Origin of the sequence: Acrocarpospora sp. B8E8, from assembly GCF_039871605.1 — a bacterium.
Taxonomy (GTDB): Bacteria; Actinomycetota; Actinomycetes; order Streptosporangiales; family Streptosporangiaceae; genus Acrocarpospora; species Acrocarpospora macrocephala.
The window spans coordinates 77,955-97,730 of record NZ_JBDPLV010000036.1 but is presented as its reverse complement, the minus strand read 5'-3'; the positions used below and the strand labels follow the sequence as shown (position 1 = coordinate 97,730).

At 70.6% G+C, this 19,776-nt stretch carries 16 protein-coding genes; 8 read left to right on the top strand and 8 right to left on the bottom strand.

Features of this window, described 5'->3' with window-relative positions; translation table 11 throughout:
* Positions 1–12: 12 nt before the first annotated feature.
* Complete coding sequence (gene secA / locus ABGB08_RS30685; protein WP_347597006.1) at positions 13–2,814, bottom strand: preprotein translocase subunit SecA; 2,802 nt, start codon at positions 2,812–2,814, stop codon at positions 13–15.
* 250 nt (positions 2,815–3,064) lie between these two features.
* Between secA and ABGB08_RS30680 the strand changes: the two genes are divergently transcribed.
* Positions 3,065–3,382, top strand: a complete 318-nt coding sequence (locus ABGB08_RS30680) for a hypothetical protein (RefSeq protein ID WP_155354837.1) — start codon at positions 3,065–3,067, stop codon at positions 3,380–3,382.
* Positions 3,383–3,620: 238 nt separating this feature from the next.
* Complete coding sequence (locus tag ABGB08_RS30675) at positions 3,621–4,802, top strand: crosslink repair DNA glycosylase YcaQ family protein (protein WP_347597002.1); 1,182 nt, start codon at positions 3,621–3,623, stop codon at positions 4,800–4,802.
* 283 nt (positions 4,803–5,085) lie between these two features.
* Here the strand turns inward: ABGB08_RS30675 and ABGB08_RS30670 are convergent, their stop codons facing one another.
* From ABGB08_RS30670 to mtrA, 6 genes are all read right to left on the bottom strand, one after another.
* Complete coding sequence (locus ABGB08_RS30670; protein ID WP_155348287.1) at positions 5,086–5,799, bottom strand: response regulator transcription factor; 714 nt, start codon at positions 5,797–5,799, stop codon at positions 5,086–5,088.
* 263 nt (positions 5,800–6,062) lie between these two features.
* Positions 6,063–6,731, bottom strand: a complete 669-nt coding sequence (gene raiA / locus ABGB08_RS30665) for a ribosome-associated translation inhibitor RaiA (RefSeq protein WP_155354839.1) — start codon at positions 6,729–6,731, stop codon at positions 6,063–6,065.
* Between the two features lie 521 nt (positions 6,732–7,252).
* Positions 7,253–7,963 (bottom strand): ComF family protein, encoded by a 711-nt coding sequence (locus tag ABGB08_RS30660; RefSeq protein ID WP_347596998.1) that lies wholly within the window; start codon positions 7,961–7,963, stop codon positions 7,253–7,255.
* A gap of 33 nt (positions 7,964–7,996) precedes the next feature.
* The gene (locus ABGB08_RS30655; RefSeq protein WP_347596995.1) at positions 7,997–9,757 is read right to left on the bottom strand and encodes an LpqB family beta-propeller domain-containing protein; all 1,761 of its coding nucleotides are present in this window, start codon (positions 9,755–9,757) and stop codon (positions 7,997–7,999) included.
* Positions 9,747–11,411, bottom strand: a complete 1,665-nt coding sequence (gene mtrB / locus ABGB08_RS30650; protein ID WP_347596991.1) for an MtrAB system histidine kinase MtrB — start codon at positions 11,409–11,411, stop codon at positions 9,747–9,749. Before mtrB ends, ABGB08_RS30655 begins: the two co-directional genes overlap by 11 nt.
* 115 nt (positions 11,412–11,526) lie before the next feature.
* Complete coding sequence (gene mtrA / locus ABGB08_RS30645) at positions 11,527–12,204, bottom strand: MtrAB system response regulator MtrA (RefSeq protein WP_061299380.1); 678 nt, start codon at positions 12,202–12,204, stop codon at positions 11,527–11,529.
* Between the two features lie 307 nt (positions 12,205–12,511).
* Between mtrA and ABGB08_RS30640 the strand changes: the two genes are divergently transcribed.
* Genes ABGB08_RS30640 through ABGB08_RS30620 form a run of 5 tightly spaced genes read left to right on the top strand, consistent with a single transcriptional unit; the run spans position 12,512 to position 17,750 of the window.
* Entirely contained in the window at positions 12,512–13,732 is a 1,221-nt protein-coding gene (locus tag ABGB08_RS30640; protein ID WP_347596986.1) for a hypothetical protein, read from the top strand.
* Entirely contained in the window at positions 13,729–14,349 is a 621-nt protein-coding gene (locus tag ABGB08_RS30635) for a DUF4129 domain-containing protein (protein WP_347596983.1), read from the top strand. Before ABGB08_RS30640 ends, ABGB08_RS30635 begins: the two co-directional genes overlap by 4 nt.
* Positions 14,346–15,470 carry a DUF4350 domain-containing protein gene (locus tag ABGB08_RS30630; protein WP_347596980.1) on the top strand — a complete coding sequence of 375 codons (1,125 nt, stop codon included), beginning with the start codon at positions 14,346–14,348 and terminating at the stop codon, positions 15,468–15,470. Before ABGB08_RS30635 ends, ABGB08_RS30630 begins: the two co-directional genes overlap by 4 nt.
* Positions 15,467–16,420, top strand: a complete 954-nt coding sequence (locus ABGB08_RS30625; RefSeq protein WP_347596977.1) for a MoxR family ATPase — start codon at positions 15,467–15,469, stop codon at positions 16,418–16,420. Before ABGB08_RS30630 ends, ABGB08_RS30625 begins: the two co-directional genes overlap by 4 nt.
* A 7-nt stretch (positions 16,421–16,427) precedes the next feature.
* Complete coding sequence (locus ABGB08_RS30620; RefSeq protein ID WP_347596974.1) at positions 16,428–17,750, top strand: DUF58 domain-containing protein; 1,323 nt, start codon at positions 16,428–16,430, stop codon at positions 17,748–17,750.
* Position 17,751: 1 nt separating this feature from the next.
* Here the strand turns inward: ABGB08_RS30620 and ABGB08_RS30615 are convergent, their stop codons facing one another.
* Positions 17,752–18,744: a stage II sporulation protein M gene (locus tag ABGB08_RS30615; RefSeq protein ID WP_155354848.1), complete on the bottom strand. Its 993-nt coding sequence runs from the start codon at positions 18,742–18,744 to the stop codon at positions 17,752–17,754.
* A 27-nt stretch (positions 18,745–18,771) separates the two neighbouring features.
* Here ABGB08_RS30615 and ABGB08_RS30610 point away from each other — a divergent pair, with 27 nt between their 5' ends.
* Positions 18,772–19,764, top strand: a complete 993-nt coding sequence (locus ABGB08_RS30610) for an RDD family protein (RefSeq protein ID WP_347596971.1) — start codon at positions 18,772–18,774, stop codon at positions 19,762–19,764.
* The last annotated feature ends 12 nt before the right edge of the window (positions 19,765–19,776 follow it).

Genomic DNA, 19,776 nt, shown 5'->3' with positions numbered 1-19,776 from the left:
CGTCAGAATCGTTTAGGCGTTCGCGTGCTTCGGGTCTCCGTGGCAGCGCTTGTACTTCTTGCCGGATCCGCACGGGCACGGCGCGTTACGCTCCACGTTCCCGTAGGCGGCCCGCTGCTCCGGCGTCGACCGCACCCGGTTGACCTCGACCTCGCCGCTCTCCCCGGGAGCGGAGTAGATCATCTCCGCGGGGCGGGAGGGCCGGCGCAGCGCCCTGGAGATGATCGAGCTGGCCTCGGCGACGGCCGCGTCGCCCTCGCCCTCCTCGTAGCTGATCGGGTTCTCCTGAACCTGGATCTGCACGCTGAACAGCCAGCGAACCGACTCCTCCTTGATGCCGTCGAGCATCGCGGCGAACATCTCGTAGCCCTCGCGCTGATACTCGATCAGCGGGTCCTTCTGGGCATAGGCGCGCATGCCGATGCCCTCCTGGAGGTAGTCCATCTCGTAGAGGTGCTCGCGCCACTTCCGGTCGATGACCGAGAGAATGACCGTGCGCTCCACCTCGCGGATGACCTTGGTGCCGAACTCCTCCTCGCGCCGGTCGTAGGCGTCGAGCGCGTCCGCCTTCATCTTCTCCGCGATGAAGGCGCCGTCCAGGTCGGCCTTGGAACCCCCGGCCTCCTCGATCAGCTCGGCGGCCGTGATCTTGACCGGGTAGAGCTCGCCGAACGCCTTCCACAGCTTGTCGAGATCCCACTCCTCGGCGAAGCCCTCGGAGGTGGCGGCCTTGACGTAGTCGTCCACCACCTCGCCGATGAAGGTGCGGACCTGCTCGTGCAGGTCGGCGCCCTCCAGCACGCGCTGGCGCTCGGCGTAGATCACCTTGCGCTGGCGGTTCATGACCTCGTCATACTTGAGGACGTTCTTGCGGATCTCGAAGTTCTGCTGCTCGACCTGGTGCTGGGCGGAGGCGATGGCCTTGGAGACGATGCCCGACTCGATCGGCTGGTCCTCGGGGATGTTCAGCCTGGTCATGATCATCTCGACCCGGGCCGAGTTGAACAGCCGCATCAGGTCGTCCTCAAGGGACAGGTAGAAGCGGGACTCGCCGGGGTCGCCCTGCCGGCCGGACCGGCCGCGGAGCTGGTTGTCGATGCGGCGCGACTCGTGCCGCTCGGTGCCCAGCACGTAGAGGCCGCCGATGGAGACGACCTCCTCATGTTCGGCCTTGACGGCCTCCTTGGCCTTCTCCAGCGCCTCGGGCCACGCCTTCTCGTACTCCTCCGGAGTCTCCACCGGGTCCAGGCCGCGCTGGCGCAGCTCCAGGTCGGCGCGGAACTCGGGGTTGCCGCCGAGCATGATGTCGGTGCCTCGACCGGCCATGTTGGTGGCCACCGTGACCGCGGCCTTGCGGCCCGCCTCGGCGATGATCGCGGCCTCGCGGGCGTGGTTCTTCGCGTTCAGCACCTCGTGGCGCACGCCCTGGCGCTTCAGCATCCGGGACAGGCGCTCGGACTTCTCCACGCTGGTGGTGCCGACCAGGACCGGCTGACCCTTCTCGAACCGGGTCTTGATGTCGTCCACGCAGGCCTGGAACTTGGCGTCCTCGCTCTTGTAGACGACGTCGGCCTGGTCCTTGCGGATCATCGGCATGTTGGTCGGGACCGGGACCACGCCCAGCTTGTAGGTCTGGTGGAACTCGTTCGCCTCGGTGGCGGCGGTGCCGGTCATGCCGGCGAGCTTGCCGTACAACCGGAAGTAGTTCTGGAGGGTGATGGTGGCCAGGGTCTGGTTCTCGTCCTTGACCTTGACGCTTTCCTTGGCCTCGATGGCCTGGTGCATGCCCTCGTTGTAGCGGCGGCCGTGCAGCACGCGGCCGGTGAACTCGTCGACGATCAGGACCTCGCCGTCGACGACGATGTAGTCCTTGTCCTTCTTGAACAGTTCCTTGGCCTTGAGGGCGTTATTGAGGAACTGCACCAGATGGGTGTGCTCGGGCTTGTAGAGGTTGTCGATGCCGAGGATGTCCTCGACCTTCTCGACGCCCGCCTCCAGGATGCCGACGGTGCGCTTCTTCTCGTCGACCACGTAGTCGCCGGTGCTGTCCTGGCCGTCCTTGCCCTCGGTGCCCCGGCGCAGCCTCGGCACGATCTTGGAGAACTCGGCATACCACTTGCCAGACTGCTCGCCGGGCCCGGAGATGATCAGCGGGGTCCGCGCCTCGTCGATGAGGATGGAGTCGACCTCGTCGACGATCGCGTAGTGGTGCCCGCGCTGCACGCACTCCTCGCTGGACTGGGCCATGTTGTCACGCAGGTAGTCGAAGCCGAACTCGTTGTTCGTCCCATACGTGATGTCCGCGCCATACTGCTTGCGGCGCTCGTCGGGGGGCATGTTGGCCAGGATCACGCCGACCTCGAGGCCGAGGAAGCGGTGCACCCGGCCCATGGTCTCGGCGTCGCGCTTGGCCAGGTAGTCGTTGACCGTGACGACGTGCACGCCCTTGCCGGCGATGGCGTTGAGGTAGGCCGGCAACGTACAGGTCAGGGTCTTGCCCTCACCGGTGCGCATCTCGGAGATGTTGCCCATATGGAGGTTGGCGCCACCCATGAGCTGCACGTCGAAGTGCCGCTGGCCGAGCACCCGGCGGGCGGCCTCGCGCACGGTGGCGAACGCCTCGGGAAGCAGATCGTCCAGAGACTCGCCGGCCGCGTGCCGCTGCTTGTAGTCCGCGGTCAGCTCGCGCAGCTCGGCGTCGGTAAGGCTCTTGAAATCTTCTTCAATGGAATTGACCTGCTCGGCGAGGCGCTTGAGCTTACGCAGAGTTTTGCCTTCGCCGGCGCGAAGAATCTTGTCGAGAATGGCTGCCACGGTTAGTAAAGCTCCTCGCAGGTCTACCCCGGCTCATCCACCGGGGTTGAGGACAAGACATACTTCCCCGAAGCCATCGTAGGCGGTTCCACCACCGGACACAGCCACCCGACACAGCCGTCTGACGCCGGGTAGAGGAAGAGCGGAGGTCCCAGGGGCGCACCGAGGGGGCATGTCGCTAGGCTCAACCCTGACAAACGTACGAGCGAGGCTCCGTGTTCCGGCGGGGCGGGTCAGGTAGGTAGCGGATATGGCAGAAACTGCGCACCAGGGCAGTCACGGGGGCAGCGCCAAATCGTGGCTCGCCGTCTCCGTCATCCTGATCGGGTTCACCGTCGGCGGGGTGGCGCTGACCGGGCTCGGCGGGAACTCGGGCCCCAACTGGCTGTTCGTCTGGGTCGGCGTGGGCATCTGCGCGGTCGGCGGCCTGCTGGCGCTGATCTTCGACATCTTCTCCGACGTCATCGTGGACGCGCCCCGGGCACTGGCGGCGCAGGAACACCACTCGCCGCACGAGGCCAGGCTGGAGCAGGCCGAGCTTGAGCGTAAGGCCCTCGAGGCCAACTGATCCCGATAAATCCGGATTTGTCGGGCGAGCCGAAACCGGTGTAGCCGTTTTGTCGGTGGCGGGTTCTACCATCGGGCCTGTGACGGAATCGACGGTGCACAAGGCAGGGCCTGAGACAGTTCCCAGCATGGTGCCCGAGACGGCGCCCGACGCGGGGCATTCGTCTGGGCCTGAGCCGGTCCATCAGGCAGGGCCCACGACAGTTCCCGCGACGGGACATCCGACCGGGCTCGAGACGGTGCACGATCTGACGGCCGACGAGGCCCGGCGGGTCATCCTTCGCGCCCAGGGTTTCCTGGGCGCCGAAGGCCGCCGCGGCGGCGCCCCCGCGATGTTGCGCCGCCTCGGCGCGGTCCAGCTGGACACGATCTCGGTGCTGGCCCGCTCGCACGAACTGGTCGCCTATGCCCGCCTCGGCGCGATCGGCCGCGACACGGTCGAACGCGCCTACTGGAGCGGCGACGCCTTCGAATACTGGTGCCACGCCGCCTGCGTCCTCCCCCTCGAACACTGGCCGCTGTACGGCTTTCGCCGCCGCGCCTACCGCGACCGCGGCGTGCGCTGGCACGAGGTCCCCGCCACCATCGACAAGGTCCTCGACAGGGTCCGCGCCGAGGGCCCGGTGACCACCACCGACATCGGCGGCGCCAAGAACGGCGGCCCCTGGTGGGACTGGTCCGACTCGAAGATCTCCATCGAGTTCCTGCTCGACATCGGCGAGGTCGTCTGCGTCCAGCGTGTCGGCTGGCGCCGCGTCTACGACCTGGCCGAACGTGTCGTCCCCGCGCACCTGCGCGAGACCGAACTCACCGACGCCGAAGCCGTGACCCGCCTGACCCGCGTCGCGGGCGAGTCCCTGGCCGTCGCCACCCGCGCCGACCTCGTCGACTACACCCGGGTCAAGGGCGAACACGCCGCCCACCTCGACGAGGCCCTCCAGAGCGGCGCCTCCGGCCTGGTCCCCGTCCATGTCTCCGGCTGGCCCCCCGCCCGCACCCGCGGCGCCCCCGTGACCATGACCGGCCTCCCCGCCGCCCGCAGCCGCACCCCCAACGCCTGGGCCGACCCCGCCGCCCTCGCCGCGGGAGACCCCCGGGGCCGCCACCGCACGACCCCGCTCTCCCCCTTCGACTCCCTCATCTGGGACCGCGCCCGCACCGAACGCGTCTTCGGCATGACCCACCGCCTGGAGGCCTACGTCCCCAAGCCCAAACGCATCCACGGCTACTTCGCGATGCCGATCCTCTCCGCCGGCAAACTCATCGCCCGCGTCGACCCCGCCCGCGAAGGCGACACCCTCATCGCCCGCCAGGTCACCCTCGAACCCGGCACCAGATCCCTGGACGCCGTCCACGCGGCCCTGACCGAAGCAGCCAGCTGGGTCAACTGCACTCAAATCCGCATCGACCGAGTGACCTGATCCCGCTACCGTCCCTGCAACCTGGCACCAATTCCCTGGACGCTTACGGCCCCGACCGATGCAGCCACCCGGGTCAACTGCGCTCAAATCCGCATCAACCGGGTGAGTTGAACCGGTTATCGCCCCTGTGCGAACAGCGAATCCACGATCGGGCCGATCCCCCGAGTCGAATCAAGCGCCTGCTGCCGTTCAGCGTCGGTCATCCTCGGACGCGGCGGGAGTTCCACCAGCAGTCCGAGACGACGCGCCCGCGCACGAAGCTCCGCGACGCGCGCGGCGGGCATCAGGTGATCTCCAGGAGGCGTTCGCGGACCGCGTAGACGACGGCTTCCATGCGGGAGTGGAGCTGGAGTTTCTCCAGGATGTTGCGGACGTGGTTCTTGACGGTGTTCTCGGAGATGAACAGGTCCTTGGCGATTTCGCGGTTGTTCATGCCCTTGGCGACCAGGCGGAGGACTTCCATCTCGCGGTCGGTGAGGCGGGGGACCGGGAGCTGCGGGGGGCGTTCGGCTTCCTTGCGGCTGATGCTGGCGAACTCGGTGATGAGCTTGGTCGCCATGGCGGGGTTGATGAAGGACTGGCCGCCGTGCACGCCGCGGACCGCGTCGGGGACCTCGTCGATCTGCACGTCCTTGAGCAGGTAGCCGGTGGCGCCGGCCTTGAACGCCTCGAAGAGGTCCTCCTCCTCGTCGCTGGCGGTGAGCATGATGATCCGGGCGGACGGCATGCTCTCCTTGATGCCCCGGGCGGCCTGGATGCCGTCCCTGCGGGGCATGCGCACGTCCATCAGGATCACGTCGGGCAGCAGGCGTTCGGCGAGTTCGGCCGCCTCCTGGCCGTCGCTCGCCTCCCCGACGACCTCGATGTCATCCTCCGCGGCCAGCGCCAGCTCCAGGCTGCGCCGGATCAACGCGTGATCGTCGACTATCAGGACACGGATCGGTTCGTTACGACCAGCAGAGCGGGCCACCTCGTCCCGCTCGCCGCGCTCACTCACAGCTCCTCCTCGTGGGGGGCCAAGGTCGCTGGATCGCCATCATGGCACGGCTTCCAGCCCTGGCGAGGATCTTCATTATCGATCTTCGTCGGTACCGCTGAGCGCCCGGCGCCCCGCACCATCAACGATGATGTGGGGCGCCGAGTTCCTTGTTGAAGGGTATTTGACGAGAAACCCGTCCCATGCCAGCCGCATAGCCGCCGACCCGGCGACTCACCGCCGCGGCTGTCCAGATCACGACTTTCTCGTCAACGGGATCGGGGTCAGCTTTCGACGAGCCGCAGCACGCCGTAGTCGTAACCACGGCGCCGGTAGACGACGCTGGGCTGCCCGCCCTCCTTGTCGCGGAAGAGGAAGAAGTCGTGGCCGACCAGTTCCATCTCCAGGAGCGCCTGGTCGATGGTGATCGGGTCGGCCTGGTGGAACTTCTCCCGGACGACAAGCGGGCCGTCGCCGTCCTGTTCGATCGGGATGATCGGCTCGGTATAGCCGTTGCGCTTCTGCGGTGGGACGTACTCGTACTGGGGCTCTGGCTCGGGTACACGAATCCGCGTCGAGTCGGATTCCTGGTTGACGTCGGCCAGCGCCGCGGTGAGCTCGGCCACCGAGGGCGGGCAGTTCTTCCCGTGATGGATCTTGCGCCGGTCGCTGATCCGGCGCAGCCGTGACTCGAGCTTGCCGAGAGCGATGTCGAGGGCGGAGAACCGGTCGTCCGCGGCCGCCTCGGCCCGGATCGCCGGGCCCTTGCAGTGGATGGTGAGTTCCACTCGCTCTCGCTGATCCGCCATCCGCGGATTCCGCTCCTTGGACACTTCCACGTCCACGCGGATGAGTTTGTTGTCCAGACGCTCGATTCTGGCCAGCTTGGTCGTCACATGATCACGGAAACGGTCACTCACTCCGGTGTGCCGTCCCTTGACGATGATGTCCACGCAAAAGCCCCCCTTCGCCTCTCGACTGACATGAAGGAGCACCCGTCCGGCCGACCTGGTCTTCGTCCCCACATCCGCCTGCTGAGGGGTTCGCGGCTCTGTGCCACTACTGCCCTTCTCTCCTGGCGGGGGCCATCTGGACCCCCGGGAAGGCAGGACTTACCTCTAAGCCGCACCGTGATCGGTCGACCAAGAGTCGCCTTACGTGGACCGTTTTGCCTGCGGCTGGCATCGGCTAGCCAGGCCGAAACCCTTACGGGAGTCGGTCCGGCGCAACCACGGACCCGAACGGGTGCCATGTCCTGAACGCTAGTCGCTACTGGGCCGAATGTCAGCCGTGCACTCGCGCGGAAGATCACGGTCGGTGATTTTCCCCGGTGGCGGGCGGGGTGGGGCGCTGCCGTGTTCGTGGCGGTTGCCTCCTCTACGCGAACGCCTGTCGATCAGGCTGACCTGGGGGGCTGCCGTGGTCAGGCCATGGAGGTGTGGCCATCGGGCCGGACCGTTATTTAACTGTTTCTTTACCTAGGGTCACGGACCAAATTTTGATCATCCCGGGCGTGTCGCGTTGCGGTCACCCGCTTCCTCGTGGCGGCGACCGTCACCGCGATGGGCGCCTGCACCCCCGCCGCGCGCAATGCCGCCGCGGCGGCCGCCAGCGTCGCCCCCGTCGTCACCACATCATCGACCAGCACGGCCGTCGGGCACCCAGACGGCCGTACCCGACCTGCTGAGACCACGTACCCACCGGCCAGGTTCGCGGCCCGCTCGGGCGCGCTCAGCCCCGCCTGATCGGCCACTCGCCGCCGCTGCCGCAGCACCGGCGCGAGCGTGACCGGCCACCCGGACCCCCGCAGATCCCGTACGGCCACCGCCGCCATCCCCCGCACCGGATCATGCCCCCGGCGGCAGGTCACGGCCGGAGAACTCGGCACGGGCACCAGCTCCAGCGCACGCCGCGACTCACCCAGCGCGACGGCGATGGTCGCCGCCAAACAGCCACCTAACTGTGGCCCTAGCGCTACCCTCCCGCGCTCCTTGAAAGCGAGCAGCAACCGCCGCACCGCCCCCGCGTACTCCGCCGCGGCCCAGCACTCCGGCAGCCCGGGCGGCGGATTCTCGGGGGGCCGCGGCGACGGCGCGCCGCGCAGCAGCGCCGTACAGACCGGGCAGACCAGGAAGCCCGCGCGGCCGCATCCGGCGCAGCGCGGCGGCAGGATCAGGTCGAGCACCCGCCCACCCTGCCGGACGGCACCGACAGAACCTCAGCCCAGCGGATACAGCACGTAGGTCACGCCCGACTTGACGGGGGCGTTCCACTTCGTGCCGTCCCAGCGGCGGAGCGCGCCGTTCTCGTCGGCCGCGAGGATGGCGCCCGGCGCGGCCGTGATCGAGTTGATCCGGTTGTCCACCGTGGGCGTGTCCGGGGCGTCGCCGCCGGAGATCGAGTAGACCAACAGCGACTGCTGCTTGGCCTTCTCGGTGAGGACCAGCACCGTGCCGTCGTCCTGCCAGGCGATGTCGAGGATGGTCCGGCCCTGCTCCGGCGGGATCAGCGTCTCCAGGCCGCCGACCCGGTAGTCGCCCATCCGGACGATGATCCCGATGTCCACCTGCTCGCCGGCGCCGTGGTCGGAGATGACCGCGGCCCTGACCCCGTCCCTGGCCACCCGGAACGCCTTCACGTTCGCGGTTTCCAGACCGGGCGCGGTGACCGGGATGGCCTGCCCGTTCACGCCCCGCCAGACCTTGGAGCCCAGGACCTCCGGCGAGCCGACCTTCTCGACCGACCAGACCTCCCCGTACCGGTCCCAGGACGGCGGGGTCAGCTTGCCCTCGCCGCTGATCCAGCGCTGCCACTGGCTGCCCTCGGCCAGGTCGGCCACCCAGATCCCGGGTTCCGGGCGCAGCGCGGCCACCCGGCCGTAGGGGAGCTCGGCCATGGCCGGATGGTCGAAGGCCTGGTTGGGCTCCCCGGCCGCGCCGAGCACCGGCGCCGGCGGCTCGTTGTTCTTGGTCTCCTTGACCAGCGTGCCGTCCAGCACGTAGTAGCCGGGCGGCTCCTTGGCCAGCACGGACGGATCGAACTCGCCGAAGTCGCCGCGCTGGAAGCGCAGCGAGCCGCCGGGGAACGGCTCCCCGTTGATCGTCACCACGATCGGCATCTGCGGGGCGACCGCGGTGAACGTCCAGGCCAGCTGGGCCTTCACCGCGCGCAGGCGTTCGGGGGCTGAGGCCAGCTCGCCCAGCTGCGCGCTGAAGTCCATCACCACCGCGTTGTCCTCGACCCGGATGTCGCGCAGTTCGGTGCCGGGCGGGAAGGTGTTCCGCACGCCGTCGGAGAGCGGCTTGCTCGGCCCGCGCAGCAGCCGCTCGATCAGCGACTCGGGGAAGCCCCGGACCGGGTCGATGGGCAGCCGCACCCGGTCGGAGACCAGGCCCTGGCCGGCGAGGTCGGGGTAGTAGAGGGTGACCGTGCGGTAGGCCCGGGACAGGTCATCGGGCCGGAGCAGCAGCGCCGCCGGAGCCGCCGAGATCCGCCACTGCCCGTCCAGCTTCACCAGCGAGATCGGGTCCCAGGCGTTGTTCTCTTGGTCGGCGGGCGAGGCCAGGTAGCGCCCCTCCGGGTCGATGGTGGCGATCTGCTTGCCCGTGATCGGCACCGCGTATTCCTTGGCGTCCGGGTCGGGCACCTCGGCCGGGGTGAACTTGCAGTCGCAGATGATCGTGTTGGCCTTCGCCGGATTCCATTTCGCCCGCGCCTCCGGGGTAAGGTACGTCCTGGCGATCACCCGGCTGGTGTCGTCGAACCCGGCCATGGCCGCCTGGAAGCCTTGCACGATCTCCACCGGGGTGGCGTCGGGCTTGGGCTCGGTGGCGATGACCCGCACGTAGGGCTGGCTCAGCGGGTCGCTGCCGCCGTCCTCCTTCTCCACCGTGGTGGGATTGCCGCTGGACGGCACGATCGTGCACGCCGACAGCGCGCCCAGCGCGACAAGACCGGCCAGATAGCGTCTAGTCGACATCGAACACCCCAGACTCGCCCGCCGCGGCCGACAGCACGGGCGTGGCCTGCCCTCGCCAGGTGCGCCGCATCTCCACCTCGGGCGGCACCAGCGGCAGCGGCGAGCCTTTCAGCTCGCTGCCCGCGATCCGGGGCAGCGACAGCCGGAACTGGGTGCCCTCCCCGGGCGAGCCCCACGCCTGCAGCCAGCCGCCGTGCAGGAGCGCGTCCTCGCGGGAGATGGCGAGCCCGAGCCCGGTGCCGCCGATGGTCCTGGCCCGGGACGGGTCGGCCCGCCAGAACCGGTCGAAGACCATGTTCTCCTCGCCGTGCCGCAACCCCACGCCGTGGTCGCGGACGGCCACCGCCACCGCGTCCCGGTCGGCGCCGAGGGCGACCACGATGTCCTTGCCCTCGCCGTGCTCGATCGCGTTGAACAGCAGGTTGCGCAGGATGCGCTCGACCCGGCGGCTGTCACACTCGGCCATGCACGGCTCGTTGGGCAGCCGCAGCTCGAACCGGGTGGCGTGCCGTTCGGCCAGCGCCTCGGAGTCGCCGACCGCGCGCAGCACCACGTCGCGCATGTCCACCGGATCCAGGTCGAGGGTGGCCGCGCCGGCGTCGTAGCGGCTGATCTCCAGCAGGTCGGCCAGCATCGACTCGAAGCGTTCCAGCTGGGCCTGCATCAGCTCGGCCGAGCGGGCCGCCATCGGGTCGAAGTCCTCGCGGGCTTCGTACAGCAGGTCGGCGGCCATCCGTACGGTGGTCAGCGGGGTGCGCAGCTCGTGCGAGACGTCGGACACGAACTGGCGCTGCACCTGGGAGAGCTCCTCCAGCTGGTGGATCTTGAGGGCCAGGTTGCTGGCCATCTCGTTGAAGGAGGTGGCCAGCCGGGCCAGGTCGTCCTCGCCGCGGACCTTGAGGCGTTCCTCCAGGCGGCCGGAGGCCAGGCGTTCTGCGGCCTGGCGGGCCAGCCGTACGGGGGTGACGACCTGGCGGGTGACCAGCGAGGCGATCGCGGCGAGCAGCAGGACCAGGCCGGCGCCCACGATGATCAGCAGCTGGAGCACCGAGGAGAGCGTCTCCTCCTCTTCCTGCAGCGGGAACAGGTGGTAGATCTCGTACGTGCCGTCCGGGCTGAAGACCAGCGAGCCGACCACGAAGCCGATCTGGTTGGGCTCGGCGTGGTCCAGGTAGCGCAGCGTGGCGGGCTGCCGCCAGGAGAGCGTGGTGGAGCCGCTCTTCTGCAGGTCGCGGCGGAGCCGTTCGGGCACGCTGGCCACGTCGATGTTGCCGGTGGCGCGGTCCTGCCCGACCCGGCTCTTGTTCAGGATGATCACGTCGTACCGGGAGCCGGCGCGCTCGGCCAGGGCCCGGGCGGCGAGCTCGACCGGGGTGCTGACGGCGGTGTCCTGGTCGCCGCCCTTGGGCGGCACGTCGTTCTGCGAGACGGTGAAGTAGCCGGCCACGCTGGACACGTTGGCCTTGGCCTCCGCGGTCGCCGCCCGGGTCCGGCCGGCGATCATCGCGTCGGTGATCGACTGGAACAGGAACACGCCCAGCACGGCCACCACGACCATCGAGACGACCAGCGTGCTGGTCACCACCCGCAGCTGGAGCGAGCGCCGGTAGGCGCCGCGCAGCCGCCCGGCCAGCCGCCGGGCGCGCCGCCGCACCCCGCGCGCGATCTGCCGTAAGGTGCGCCGCGGCCGCTTGCCACGCGCTTTCAGGGCGGAACCCGAGGGTTTCCGCCCTGACGCCGACGCCGAGGGGGGAGGCATGGCGGTTCGGCTACGCGGGGCCGGCCTTGTATCCCACGCCCCGGACCGTCACCACGATCTCCGGATGCTCGGGATCCTTCTCGATCTTCGCCCGCAGCCGCTGCACGTGCACGTTGACCAGGCGGGTGTCGGCCGCGTGCCGGTAACCCCAGACCTGTTCGAGCAGGACCTCCCGGGTGAAGACCTGCCGCGGCTTGCGCGCCAGCGCGACCAGCAGGTCGAACTCCAGCGGGGTCAGGTTGATCGTCTCCTCGAACCGCTTCACCGAGTGCCCGGCGACGTCGATGGTGATGTCGCCGATCTGCAGGATCTCCGGCGTCGGCTCGTCGGTACGGCGCAGCCGCGCCCGCACCCGCGCCACCAGCTCCTTCGGCTTGAACGGCTTGACGATGTAGTCGTCGGCGCCGGATTCCAGGCCGAGCACCACATCGATGGTGTCGCTCTTGGCGGTGAGCATGACGATGGGCACGCCCGACTCGGCCCTGATCCGGCGGCAGACGTCGATGCCGTCGGCGCCGGGCAGCATCAGGTCGAGCAGGACCAGATCCGGGCGGGTGTCGCGGAAGGCGTCGAGCGCCTTGTCGCCGTCGGACACGAACGACGGCTCAAACCCTTCTCCGCGCAACACGATGCCGAGCATCTCGGCGAGAGCGGCGTCGTCGTCGACGACCAGCACGCGTCCTTTCATGGCCCCTCATTCGTTCTTAGCGCAGGTTTGGGAGGTATTGGGTGGGGTTTCGGGTTTCTGGGAAGGTTACCCGCGACCACCCCATGGGTGATACACGACCATGACAAAGGATGGAGTTTAGGGGCTTGTGGTGGAACGCGCGATGATCTGACCCGATTCTGACCTGTATAAGGCCAGCGTCGCGGGAACTCCATAGTGCGGTCACGTTCCAAGTCTGCGCTTCGTCAGCGCGTTTCTGCCATCCCAGGTTCATGGTTTCCCCATACGGAGGACTCCAGGTAGCCGTACATCATGCCAGGATTGGGACATGACAGACGGTCCCCCTGAGAACCCGCCGCCCGGGTGGGCAGCTCAGCAGCCCCCCGCGTACGGCGCGCCCGGCCCGGGTTCCTGGGCGGCCCCCGGTCAGCAGCCCCCGTTCCCGCCTCCGCCGCCGGGGTACGGTCCGCACCAGCAGATGCCGTACAACCCTTATGGTGCGCCGCCCGCGCCGAAGCCGGGGATCATCCCGCTGCGCCCGCTGACCCTGGGCGACATGTACAACGGCGCGGTGGCGGCCATTCGTGCCAACCCGAAGGCGACGCTCGGGCTCGCCGCGGTCGTGGTGACCGTGACCCAGCTGGTGGCGTTCGCCATCCAGGCGGCCACCGCCGATGCGATGCTCAACCTGCTCACCCTCGACGAGAGCACCGTGACGAACGACCCGGACGCGATCTTGGGGTCGCTGGCCGGGCTGCTCGGCGGGGCGATGCTCACCCTGATCGTGTCCGTGATCTCCATGGTGGTGCTGACCGGGATCCTGACCAGTGTGGTCGGGCGGTCGGTGTTCGGCGAGTCGATCTCCATCGGCCAGGCCTGGCGGCAGACGGCGGGGCGGATATTTCCGCTGCTGGGGCTCGGCCTGCTGCAGACCCTCATGGTGTTCGGCATCATCCTGGTCCCGATGCTGCTGATCAGCGTGGTGCTCGGCCCCTTGCTGGGGACCGGGGCGGCGGTGCTGCTGAGCTTCCTGGTCATCATCGGCGGCGTCATCGGCGCGGTGTTCCTCTACACCAAGATGAGCCTGGCCGGCGCGGCCATCGTGCTGGAGCGGATCGGCGTGTTCACCGCTATCGGCCGGTCGTTCCGGCTGGTCCGGGGCGACTTCTGGCGGGTGTTCGGCATCCTGCTGCTGACCGCGATCGTCGCCGGCCTCGTCCAGGGCGCGATCGGCGCGCCGTTCCAGATCGCCGGAACCATAATCGGAGGGGACGCGGAGACCCTTCAGGAGGTGACCTCCGGCTTCTACCTGTCGATGGCGCTGGCCACCGTCGGGGCCATCATCGGCGGCGTGCTCGCCAGCCCGTTCTCGGCCGCCGTCAACACCCTGCTCTACGCCGACCGCCGGATGCGGGCGGAGGCGTTCGACCTGGTCCTGCAGACCGAGGCGCTGGGACGGCAGCGCGGCGGCATGCCCACCGGGCCGCAGGACCTCTGGCATCCGTCGTACGGCTCCGGCTACCGTCCGCCGGGCCCCTGGCAGCCGTGACCGGCTGGGACGTCCCGGTCGATCTCGGCCGGGAGGCCGCCAGGGAGGCGGCGATCCGCGAGCTGGCCGACCCGGCCTACCCGAAGGAGTCCTGGACGGACCGGCTGCTGGGCTGGTTCGCGGAGTGGATCGACAACCTGCTCAGGGCGGCCGGACAGGTGCCGGGCGGCTGGCTCGCCCTGGTCGTGCTGGCCCTGATCGTGGTCGGCCTGGCCGTCCTGCTGCTGCGCACCGCGACCCGGGCGACCAGGGCGGCGTCCGGCGCGGCCGTGCTCTACGACGAGCGGATCAGGTCGGCTGCCGAGCACCGGGCCGCCGCCGACCAGCACGCGCAGCGGCAGGAGTGGGCCGCCGCCGTCCGGGAGCGGCTCCGCGCCATCGCCCGTGACCTGGAGGAACGCACGATCGTGGCACCGCAGCCCGGCCGCACCGCCGACGAGTTCGCCGCCGAGGCCGGGGCCGCGCTGCCCGAGTTCCGGGCCGACCTGGCCGCGGCCGCGCGCCACTTCGACGACGTCACCTACGGCGAGGCGCCCGGCACGCCGGGCGGATACGCCCTGCTGGCCGCGCTGGACGAGCGGCTGCGGTTGGCCCGGCCGATGCTGGTGGCCGGATGAGCGTTCCCACCACGCCGCGGATCCGGGATCGGTGGCGGACCTGGCGCGGCGTGCTCGGCACGCTGCTGCTCATCACGGCCTTCGCCGTGCTGATGGTCGGCGTGTCCACGCCGCGGCCCGGCGGTTACCTGGACGCGGAAGGCACCGGGCCGGGTGGGACGCGCGCGCTCGCCGAGATCCTGGCCGACCAGGGCGTACGGGTTGAGCAGGTGCGCACCCTGGAGGAGGCCAGGAGCATCGCGACGCCTGACTCGCTGGTGGTGCTGGCCCGCCCCGAATACCTGATGGACGACGACCTGCTGGACCGGATCGACGAGCTGCCCGGCGACCGGCTGCTCATCGCGCCGTTCGCCACGGTCCTCGACGAGCTGGCCCCCGGCGTCACCGAAGGATCGTACGAGGAGATATACAGCCGGGAATCCGGCTGCGGAATGCGCGAGGCCGTCCAGGCCGGAAACGCCCGCATGGGCGGCTCCTACTACCAGGTGACCGGCCCGGACGCCCGCTGCTACGGCGGCACCCTGATCCGGTTCCGGCCGAACGGCAGGACCACCACGATCGTCGGCTCCGGCGAGTTCCTCACCAACGGCAGGCTGATCGAGGACGGCAACGCGGCCCTGGCCGTGAACCTGGTCGGCGCCCGTTCCCAGGTCACCTGGTTCGCCCCCCGGATCCCGCTGGGCAACGAGCCGCCCGCGACCCTGGAGGAGCTGCTCCCCGAGCAGCTCACCTGGCTGGTCTGGACCCTGATCGTGGCGGTCGGGCTGATCGCGATCGCGCAGGGCCGCAGGCTCGGTCCGGTGGTGACCGAGAAGCTGCCGGTCATCGTGCGCGCCGCGGAGACGGCAGAGGGGCGGGGCCGCCTTTACCGGGCGCGCCGGGCCCGCGACCGGGCCGGGCATGCGCTCCGCGCCGCCACCCTGGACCGGATCGTGCCCCGGCTGGGTCTCGCGCCGGGCAGCGCGGCGGACACGATCGTTTCGGCGATAGCCGTACGGATCGGGCAGGATGCCGGACAGATCCGGTCGATCCTCTACGGCCCGGCGCCCGCCGACGACGCGCAGCTGGTCGCGCTGGCCCGGCATCTGGACATCATCGAAAGGCAGGTAAGAGACTCGTGACGACACCTGACGCCTCCCGGGAGGCGCTGGCCGCGCTCCGCGCGGAGGTCGCCAAGGCGGTGGTCGGCCAGGACGCCGTCGTCACCGGCCTGGTGATCGCGCTGCTCTGCCGGGGGCACGTGCTCCTGGAGGGCGTGCCCGGCGTGGCCAAGACCCTGCTGGTGCGTACGCTGGCCGCAGCCCTCTCCCTCGACTTCAAGCGGGTGCAGTTCACCCCCGACCTGATGCCGGGCGACATCACCGGATCGCTGGTCTACGACGCCAAGACGGCCGCGTTCGAGTTCCACGACGGCCCGGTCTTCACCCACCTGCTGCTGGCCGACGAGATCAACAGGACCCCGCCCAAGACGCAGGCCGCGCTGCTGGAGGCGATGGAGGAGCGCCAGGTGAGCGTGGAGGGCTCGGCCCGCATGCTGCCCGACCCGTTCATCGTGGCCGCCACCCAGAACCCGATCGAATACGAGGGCACATACCAGCTGCCCGAGGCCCAGCTGGACCGGTTCCTGCTCAAGCTGACCGTGCCGGTGCCGCCCCGGGACCAGGAGATCGCGGTCCTGGACCGGCACGCCCGCGGCTTCGACCCCCGCGACCTGACCGAGATCAAGCCGGTGGCCTCGGCCGCGGACCTGGAGGCCGGGCGGCTGGCGGTCAGCCAGGTGCACGTCTCCCCCGAGGTGCTCGGCTACATCGTGGACATCGCCAGGGCCACCCGGCAGTCGCCGTCGCTCCAGCTGGGCGTCTCGCCGCGTGGCGCGACCGCGCTGCTGGCCGCCGCGCGGGCCTGGGGCTGGCTGTCGGGCCGGACCTACGTGACGCCGGACGACGTGAAGGCGCTGGCCAGGCCCGCGCTCCGGCACCGGATCCAGCTGCGTCCTGAGGCGGAGCTGGAGGGCGCCACGCCGGACGGCCTGCTGGACGGCGTGCTCGCCGCCGTCCCCGTGCCCAGGTGAGCCCGGCGTGGCACTGACCGGCAGGGCTGGGCTGATCGCGCTCGCGGGCGCGGTCCTGGTGGTGCTCGCGCCCCGGCCGGGACTGGTCTTCGCGCTGCTGCTCGGGCTGCTGGCCGTGCTGATCGGCGTCGACCTGGCGCTGGCCGGGAGCGTGCACGCGCTGCGCTTCCAGCGGCAGGGCGACAACGCGCTCCGGCTCGGCGACTCGGCCGAGGTCACCCTGCTGGTGGAGAACCCGGGCACCCGGCGGGTGCGCGGGCGGCTGCGGGACGCCTGGGCGCCGAGCGTGCGGGCCATGCCCCGGGAGCAGCCGGTGGACGTGCCGCCGGGCGAGCGGCGCAGGGTCGTGTTCCGGCTGAGCCCGTTGCGGCGTGGCGACCACCGGGCGGTGGCGGTCACCGTGCGGGCGTTCGGCCCGCTCGGCATCGCCGCCCGGCAGGGCTCGCACCAGGTGCCGTGGTCGGTCCGGGTGCTGCCGCCGTTCCTGAGCCGCCGCCACCTGCCGTCCCGGCTGGCCAAGCTGCGCGAGCTGGACGGGCGGCACCCGGCGCTGGTCCGCGGCCAGGGCACCGAATTCGACTCGCTCCGGGAGTACGTGGCCGGCGACGACGTGCGCTCGATCGACTGGCGGGCCACCGCGCGCCGCCACGACGTGGTGGTGCGCACCTGGCGGCCCGAGCGGGACCGGCGGGTGCTGATCGTGCTGGACACCGGGCGCACCTCGGCGGGCCGGGTCGGCGTCGATCCGACCTCCGGCGACCCGACCGGGTGGCCCCGGCTGGACTGGTCCATGGACGCGGCGCTGCTGCTGGCCGCGCTGGCCGCCAAGGCCGGGGACCGGGTGGACTTCCTGGCCCACGACCGGGCGGTGCGGGCCTGGGTGTCCGGCGCGTCCCGGACCGAGACGCTGTCGGCGCTGGTGAACGCGATGGCACCGCTGGAGGCGGAGCTGGTCGAGGCGGACGCGCCCGGCATGGTCGCGGCGGTGCTCACCCGGGCCCGGCGGCGCTGCCTGGTGGTGCTGCTCACCGACCTGAACGCGGCGGCGCTGGAGGAGGGGCTGCTGCCGGTGCTGCCGCAGCTGTCGGCGCGGCATCAGGTGCTGGTCGCGGCGGTGGCCGACCCCCGGGTGGCCGAGCTGGCGGCCGGGCGGGACGGCGCGGAGCAGGTCTACGACGCCGCGGCGGCGGAGAAGCTGCGCGGCGAGCGGCGGCGGATCACCGCGCTGCTGCGCCGCCACGGCGTGGAGGTGGTGGACGCGCTGCCCGAGGACGCGGCGCCCGCGCTCGCCGACGCCTATCTGGCATTGAAGGCGGCCGGGCGGTTGTAGGTCAGCTCGCGGGGGCGTAGTCGGGGGCGTTGTCGATGTCGCCGGTCTCGCCCGCGCGGGCGGCGCGGCGGCCGTAGACGATCACGTAGCTCAGGAACGCGGCCTCGGCCAGCACGCCGATGCCGATCCTGGCCCAGGTGGGCAGCGGGGACGGGGTCACCAGCGCCTCGATCAGACCGGCCACCAGCAGCACCGCGAACAGGCCGACGACCAGGGTCATCACCGCGCGGCCCTGCTCGGCCAGAACCTGGCTGCGCGGGCGAGGCCCCGGCGAGACCACCGCCCAGCCGACCCGCATGCCGGCCGCCGCCGCCAGCAGCACGGCGGTGAGCTCCAGCAGGCCGTGCGGGGTGATCAGGCCGAAGAAGACGTCGCCGCGCCCCGCGTCGATCATCAGGCCGCCGGTGACGCCCACGTTGGCGGCGTTGGAGTACAGGATCTGCGGGATGGGCAGGCCCAGCACGGCGGCCGAGATGATGCACTGCGCGGCCACCCAGGCGTTGTTCAGCCAGACGTGGGTGGCGAACGAACCGGCCGGGTTCTCGCTGTAGTAGTTCGCGAAATCGTGCTCGACCAGCTGCTTGATCTCCTCCGGGGTGCCCACGGCGGCGCGCACCTCCGGGTTGCCGGCCACCCAGGCCGCGAACAGCATCGCGACCGCGGTGAACACCACCGCCGTCGCCAGCCACCACCGCCACGTCCGGTACGTCACTACGGGGAACGACACCGTCCAGAACTTCACGAACTCCCGCCACGCGGGCGCGTGCGCGCCGGTCACCACCGCGCGGGCCCGGGCCACCAGCGCCGACAGCCGCCCGATCAGCATCGGGTCCCGGGACGCCGACCGCACGATGGACAGGTGGGTGGCGACCCGCTGGTAGAGCTCGACCAGCTCGTCGATCTCCGCGCCGTCCAGCTCGCGCCGCCGCTGCACCAGCCGCTCCAGCCGGTTCCAGGTGGGCTGGTGCGCGGTTACGAATGCGTCGATGTCCACAATGTGGAGCCTAGTAGGGTTCGGGATGTGTCCGAAGTTGTGACCGGCGATGCCGTCGTCGTCGACGTTCAGATCGCCCAGCTGCCGATCCGGGCCGGGGCGCGTCTCATCGACGCGGCCATCCAGGGGGTGCTGTTGGTGGGGGCCGCCGTCCTGCTCGGCTTCCTCTGGGGCGACACCGGGTTCGACGACTCGATCATGAACGCGGTCGTCATCCTGTTCCTGGTGCTGCTGCTGGTCGGCTACCCGCTGATCTTCGAGTCGCTGACGCTGGGGCGCACGCCGGGGAAGATGGCCCTGGGCTTGCGGGTGGTGTCCGACGACGGCGGGCCGCAGCGGTTCCGGCAGGGGTTGTTCCGGGCGCTGTCCGGCACGGTGGAGATCTTCGCGTTCGGCGCCGCGCCCGCGGTGATCTGCTCGCTGCTGAACCCCCGGGGGAAGCGGCTCGGCGACCTCTTCGCCGGGACCATCGTGATCGCCGAACGCGGGCCGCGGCGGGACGGGCCCGCGCCGGAGATGCCGCCGCCGCTGGCCGGGTGGGCGGCCACGCTGGAGCTGTCGCAGCTGACCGAGGAGGCGGCGGCGATGGCGCGGCAGTATCTGGCGCGGTGGCACCAGCTCACCGCGTTCGCGCAGTACGACATGGGGATGCGCATCGCGGCCCAGGTCGCGGCCGTGGTCTCACCACCGCCTCCGCCGGGCGTGCCGCCGCACGCCTACCTGGCCGCCGTCCTGGCCGAGCGCCGCCGCCGCGAGTCGGTACGGCTCGCGCAGGCCAGACAGGCGGTCACCCCGATGCCTCCCCCGATGTACCAGACGCCATATCCGACGCCGTTCACCGAGCCTTCCCAGGCCCCTTATCCGACTTATCCGGCCCACCAGGGCTATCCCGGTTATCCGGGCTATCAGCCCCCGCCCCCCGGAATGCCTCCGCCTCCATCGGGACCGCCGGTTCCGCTACGGCCACCAGACGAGGTCACGCCCGGACCGACCCCGGGGGGATTCGCGCCGCCTGTCTGAGAACAGGATGTT

Coding starts and splice junctions, on each gene's coding strand:
- ABGB08_RS30630 (WP_347596980.1), top strand. CDS start 14,346: ATGAGCGTTCCCACCACGCCGCGGATCCGGGATCGGTGGCGGACCTGG.
- ABGB08_RS30655 (WP_347596995.1), bottom strand. CDS start 9,757: ATGTCGACTAGACGCTATCTGGCCGGTCTTGTCGCGCTGGGCGCGCTG.
- ABGB08_RS30640 (WP_347596986.1), top strand. CDS start 12,512: ATGACAGACGGTCCCCCTGAGAACCCGCCGCCCGGGTGGGCAGCTCAG.
- mtrA (WP_061299380.1), bottom strand. CDS start 12,204: ATGAAAGGACGCGTGCTGGTCGTCGACGACGACGCCGCTCTCGCCGAG.
- ABGB08_RS30680 (WP_155354837.1), top strand. CDS start 3,065: ATGGCAGAAACTGCGCACCAGGGCAGTCACGGGGGCAGCGCCAAATCG.